5 protein-coding genes are annotated in these 5,269 nt (G+C 74.6%); 4 read left to right on the top strand and 1 reads right to left on the bottom strand.

Annotated elements, in window-relative coordinates:
* Positions 1 to 393 precede the first annotated feature (393 nt).
* Genes DZF91_RS28700 through DZF91_RS28710 form a run of 3 tightly spaced genes read left to right on the top strand, consistent with a single transcriptional unit; the run spans position 394 to position 4,006 of the window.
* Complete coding sequence (locus tag DZF91_RS28700; protein WP_117360245.1) at positions 394 to 1,530, top strand: serine hydrolase domain-containing protein; 1,137 nt, start codon at positions 394 to 396, stop codon at positions 1,528 to 1,530.
* 34 nt (positions 1,531 to 1,564) lie between these two features.
* Complete coding sequence (locus tag DZF91_RS28705) at positions 1,565 to 3,040, top strand: alpha/beta fold hydrolase (protein WP_117360246.1); 1,476 nt, start codon at positions 1,565 to 1,567, stop codon at positions 3,038 to 3,040.
* A 33-nt stretch (positions 3,041 to 3,073) separates the two neighbouring features.
* Positions 3,074 to 4,006 carry an ADP-ribosylglycohydrolase family protein gene (locus DZF91_RS28710; protein ID WP_117360247.1) on the top strand — a complete coding sequence of 311 codons (933 nt, stop codon included), beginning with the start codon at positions 3,074 to 3,076 and terminating at the stop codon, positions 4,004 to 4,006.
* On the opposite strand, the gene DZF91_RS28715 is transcribed toward DZF91_RS28710, so the two are convergent.
* Complete coding sequence (locus tag DZF91_RS28715; protein ID WP_117360248.1) at positions 4,003 to 4,767, bottom strand: MBL fold metallo-hydrolase; 765 nt, start codon at positions 4,765 to 4,767, stop codon at positions 4,003 to 4,005. The two genes, DZF91_RS28710 and DZF91_RS28715, sit on opposite strands and share 4 nt — an antisense overlap.
* Positions 4,768 to 4,887: 120 nt before the next feature.
* On the opposite strand from DZF91_RS28715, the gene DZF91_RS28720 reads away from it, so the two are divergent.
* Positions 4,888 to 5,244, top strand: a complete 357-nt coding sequence (locus tag DZF91_RS28720; RefSeq protein WP_117360249.1) for a YciI family protein — start codon at positions 4,888 to 4,890, stop codon at positions 5,242 to 5,244.
* The last annotated feature ends 25 nt before the right edge of the window (positions 5,245 to 5,269 follow it).

A 5,269-nucleotide genomic window follows, 5' to 3' on the forward strand; every position in this document is an offset into this window, starting at 1 on the left:
GCCGCGCGCGGCGGCCGGGGTGCGGCTTGGGGCGGACGCGGGTCCGCGCCTCGCCGGGGAGGCGGCGCGGGCCCGGTCCGGTGGACTCCCGACGTGCCACGGGAAGGGCACGGCGGCGCCGGCCCGCGTCCTGCCGACGTCCGGGCTGGCTCCTACGAAGCGTAGGAGGTTTCGGGGACGAACGCCACCCGATCCCCACGGACCGCCCGAATCCGACAAGCCCACTGCTTCCCCGGAGCGGACGCACCGGGCGAACGCGACTTCCCTGGCGCTCCGCCATGCCCGAAACACTGCTGAACTGCGGCTTCGCCCGTCTCCGGGGGCTTGCCCCCAGAACAGGACGGGGGAGCGCCCCACTGTGTCGGGGCGGCCGTCTTCCTAGCGTCGGAGGACATGAGACTCCCCCCACTGCTCGCCGCCACGTTGGCGGCCCTCGCCCCTCTCACGCTCCTCACATCCGCCCCAGCCGAGGCCGCGCCCGCCGCCTGCTCCCGCGACCACGCCGCCGTCCGCCGGGCTCTGGACGTCCTCACCGCGTCCAACGAGACGCCCGGCGTCACCGTCCGGATCGACGACCCGCGCTGCGGCGCCTGGTCCGCCGCGTCCGGCCGCGCGGACCTCGCCACCGGACGCCCGATGGCCACCGGCGAGCGCACCCGGGTCGGCAGCATCACCAAGTCGTTCACCGCGACCGTCGTGCTGGGCCTCGCCGCCGAGCACCGGCTGTCGCTGGAGGACACCGTCGACCGATGGCTGCCCGGCCTCGTCCGGACACCCCGCTACGACGGACGGCGCATCACGGTCCGCTCCCTGCTCCGGCACACCAGCGGACTGCCCGACTACACCGACGGCCTGCCCTTCGACGCCGCGTCCCGCTGGCGGCACTACGACGCCCGGGAACTCGTCGCCCTCGCGCTGACGATGGACCCGCCCGGCAAGGCGTGGAACTACTCGTCCACCAACTACGTCCTCGCCGGGATGATCGTCCGGAAGGTGACCGGGCGCGGCATCGAGGACGAGACCACCCGCCGCATCCTGCGCCCCCTCGGCCTGCGCGGCACCTACTGGCCCGGCGACCGGACGTCCATCCGCGGCCCCCACCCGCGCGGCTACGTCCGCGACGACGAGGACGCCCCCTGGACGGACCACACCGACCAGAACATGACGTTCGGCGGAGCGGCGGGCGCGCTCGTTTCCACGACCCGCGACCTCAACCGTTTCTACACCGCGCTGCTCGGCGGACGGCTGCTGCCGCCGCGCCTGCTCGCCGAGATGCGCACCACGGTCGCCGCCGACCCCGACCGCGTCTGGCCGGGCGCGCGCTTCGGCCTCGGCCTGATCCAGACGCCGCTGACCTGCGGCGGAACCTGGACAGGCCACGCGGGCGGCGTGCCGGGGTTCGGCACCGTCGCCGGAGTCGGACCCGGCGGACGCGCCGTCGCGGTCTCCCTCAACGCCGACCCCGACAGCCTCCAGGCCCAGACCCACATGCTCGACGTCGTCCAGGCCGCCCTCTGCGAACGCCCCTGAGCCCCTGCGGACACCACTTGAGAAGGAGTCTCCGATGCGCACCCTCCTGACCCTCGGCGCAGCCGCCGCCATGCTCGTCCCGGCCGTCCCCGCGGCAGCCGCCCCCGCCGACCCGCTCGCCGCGTTCCACCACCAGAAGCTGCGCTGGACGAAGTGCGGGATGAAGGAGCTGGACGACGCGGGCGCGCGCTGCGCCGACGTGACCGTCCCGCTCGACTACGCCGCCCCGCGCGGAAAGACGATCAAGGTCGCGATCTCCCGCCTGAAGGCGACCGGCCCCCGCCTGGGGACCATGGTCATCAACGGCGGCGGGCCGGGCCCGGCCATCGACATGCCGCCCTACATCCGCGAGATCACCCCCAAGGCCGGAACCCGCTTCGACCTCGTCGGCATGGACCCGCGCGGCCTCGGCCGCAGCACACCGGTGGACTGCGGCTGGCCCAGCGGCACGTGGATCCGCTCGGCGGGCCTCCACCGGCGCGGCTTCGACACCTCGGTGGCCTTCGCCCGCGACCTCGCCCGGCGCTGCCTCACCAGGTACGGCTCCTACCTGCCGCACATCAGCACCCGGAACATCGCCCGCGACATGGACGTCGTCCGCGCCGCGCTCGGCGAACGGAGGATCTCCTACAACGGGGCGTCCTACGGCACCTACCTGGGCGCGGTCTACGCCGCCCTGTTCCCCGGACGCCTCGACCGCGCCGTCCTGGACAGCAACGTGGACCCGGACCGCTGGTCGCCGCGCCTGATCCACGGCACCGAACGCGCCAACGAGCAGGCCCTCGCCCACTGGGCGGACTGGGCGGCCCGCCGCGACGGCGTCTACCACCTGGGCGGAACCGGCCGGGAGGTCCTCGCGACCGTCCGGCGGACCATGACGGCGGCCGGCCGCGCACCGCTGCGCGTCGGGCCCTACCGGGTGGACGACACGACGATCCCGACCGTCCTGTTCAACCTCCTCGCCGACGACCGCGACGAGCCCCGCGCCGCCCTGGCCGCCGCCGTCGCCGACCTGCACCGCGCCGCCGCCGGCGGCGCGCACGTCCCCGCCACGGGCGCCCTGGGCGACTCGCTGAAGTTCCTCCTGACCGGCGAGGAGTCCGTCTACGGCAGCGGCCAGGCCGCGATCCTCTGCGGCGACGCCCCGGCCCCGCACGACCCGCGGGTCTACTGGCGCGACATCCAGCGGGAGCGGGCCGTCCACCCTGTCTTCGGCTCCCTGGGCCCCAACATCACCCCGTGCGCGTTCTGGCCCGCCCCGCGCGAGGCCGCGACCAAGGTCCGGACGACGCTGCCGAGCCTGCTCATCGGAGCGACCGGCGACACCCGCACGGTGTACGCGGGCAGCCTGGCCCTGCACCGCGACCTCGCGGGCTCCCGCCTCGTCACCCTCAAGGCCGACGTCCACGCCCCCTACCAGGCGTCCTACGGCAACGCCTGCCTGACCCGGACGGTCGACGACTACCTGCTCACCAACCGCCTCCCGGCCGCCGACACCACCTGCCCCTGACCCCACGACCGGCTCACCCGTAGCCTCCTCGCCATGCACCGGACCCACCGCGCGATCGGCGCCGTCGTCGGCTCGGCGCTGGGAGACGCGCTCGGCGCGCCCTACGAGTTCGGCCCCGCCAACGCGTTCTCCCAGCGCTTCCCCACCACCCCCGCCCCAATGCGCCCCGGCGGCGGCTGGGACGAGGGCGAAGCGACCGACGACACCCAGATGGCCGTCCTGGTCGCCGAATCCCTCCTCGACCGAGGACGGCTCGACCTGCCGGACATGTTCGAGCGCTTCGTACGCTGGGCCGCGTCCGATCCGAAGGACATCGGCCTGCAGACCGAAGCCGTCCTCACCAGCGGCGACCCGTGGGACATGGCGGCGGGCATCCATTTCCAGGGCAATCTCCGCGCCGCTGGGAACGGCGGTCTGATGCGCGCGGCACCCTCGGCGGTGTTCTTCGCCGCCGAGGGGCGCGAGGCCACGATGGAGGCGGGACGGCGCATCACCGCGCTGACCCATGGGGACGGCGCGGCGTGGGAGGGAACGGCCATTTTGCACGACCTGATCCGCGTCGCCCTGGACGGCGAGGATCCAATCGGCGCCGTCCCGCAGACCCTCGCGCACGTCCGTCCCCGGCATCGCGAGCGGTACGCGCGGGTCCTCGACCCCGGCTGGCATCCGGACGACGCGACCGAGTTCAACGGCGCCGTGTGGCCCTGTCTCGGTTCCGCCGTGTGGGCGGTGCGCACCACCAGCGGATTCGTGGACGCGCTGCGTGCGGCCATCGACCTCGGCGGGGACACCGACACGGTGGCGGCGGTGACGGGGGCGTTGGCGGGGGCGGTTTACGGGGTGGCCGACGTGCCCGATCCCTGGCGGGCCGCCCTGCACGTGCCGCTTCCCGGGTTCGGCCGTGTGCTGCGGTTCCCGGAGTTGCGCGGCCTCGCCGAGAGGCTGGTGCGCGGCAGGGCGCTCTAGAGGGTGTGGACGCTGCGCGGCGCCGCGTACTCGATCGGTCCGTCGTACCTGGTCGCGGCACGCGCCAGGGCCTCGGCCGGGGTGAGGGACGGGCCCACGTGCGTGACGAGCAGACTCCGGGCTCCGGCGGCGTGCGCCGTCGCGCCGGCCTCGTCGGCGGTGTGGTGGACGCGCTCGCCCTCCGCCGGGTCGGCGCTGTCGGCCTCGCAGAGCAGCAGGTCGCAGCCGTCGGCGAGCTCGGTGAGGGCGGGGCACGGCGCGGTGTCCCCGGAGTAGACGAGCGTCCGGCCCGCGGCCTCGGCGCGCAGCGCGAACGCGGGCATGCCGTGGGAGACGGCGCGGCTGGTCAGGGTCAGGTCGCCGACGCGCGCCTCGTGGCCGTCGCGCAGCTCCTCCACCGCGAACGCCGCCTCGACCGGGCTGCGCCGGGACGAGTTGGTCAGGAAGTGCGCCAGCCGGTCGGCGATGCCGGACGGCCCGTACAGCGGGATCGGCGCGGCGAGCGAGATGTCGGCGTACAGCGCGCCGTAGAACGCCGTGAGGAGGTCGGCGGTGTGGTCGGCGTGCAGGTGCGAGATCCAGATCGCGTCCAGCTCGTCCAGCCGGACGTGCCGGCGGAGTTCGGCGAGCGTCCCGGTCCCGGCGTCGACCCACACGCGCGTCCCGCCGGCCGTCAGCAGGTAGCCGGAGCACGGGTTTCCGGGCGCGGGGTACGGCGTCGCGGAGCCGAGGACGTCGAGGGTGAGGGCGTGGTCCGTCATCCGCGCAGCGTAACCGGAAAAAATCTTGGAGGATGGTGTCCGTTTCCGCGCCCCCCGTCCGTGGAGAGGGTGTGCGGCGCGCGACGGCCGCACGGCCGAGGACGTGAAGGGAGCACGACGATGAAGTACATGATGCTGGTCTACGCGGGTGCCGTGGAGGCGGACGGGACGCCCGGCGAGGGGGGCGGGACCGTCGAGGACTGGCAGAAGTACCACGAGCAGGTCCGCGACGCCGGGATCCTGGTCTCCGGGGAGTCGCTGGCCGACCTGGTCACCGCCACCACCGTCCGGGTGGACGAGTCGGGCGTCCGGACGGTCACCGACGGGCCGTTCACCGAGTCCCGCGAGGTGCTCGGCGGCTTCTACGTGATCGACGTCCCGGACCTGGACGCGGCGCTCGACTGGGCGGCCCGCTGCCCGGGCGCGGCCGGCGCGGGCGCGGTCGTGGTGCGTCCGGTCGCGGACTTCGGGGTCTGACCCCGTGACCGGCGAGCGGGCGCCC

Origin of the sequence: Actinomadura logoneensis (genome assembly GCF_003428695.1) — a bacterium.
GTDB classification, from domain to species: Bacteria; Actinomycetota; Actinomycetes; order Streptosporangiales; family Streptosporangiaceae; genus Spirillospora; species Spirillospora logoneensis.

Excerpts from the sequence above, each read along its gene's own strand:
- DZF91_RS28720 (WP_117360249.1), top strand. The coding sequence starts at position 4,888 with ATGAAGTACATGATGCTGGTCTACGCGGGTGCCGTGGAGGCGGACGGG.
- DZF91_RS28705 (WP_117360246.1), top strand. The coding sequence starts at position 1,565 with ATGCGCACCCTCCTGACCCTCGGCGCAGCCGCCGCCATGCTCGTCCCG.
- DZF91_RS28715 (WP_117360248.1), bottom strand. The coding sequence starts at position 4,767 with ATGACGGACCACGCCCTCACCCTCGACGTCCTCGGCTCCGCGACGCCG.
- DZF91_RS28700 (WP_117360245.1), top strand. The coding sequence starts at position 394 with ATGAGACTCCCCCCACTGCTCGCCGCCACGTTGGCGGCCCTCGCCCCT.
- DZF91_RS28710 (WP_117360247.1), top strand. The coding sequence starts at position 3,074 with ATGCACCGGACCCACCGCGCGATCGGCGCCGTCGTCGGCTCGGCGCTG.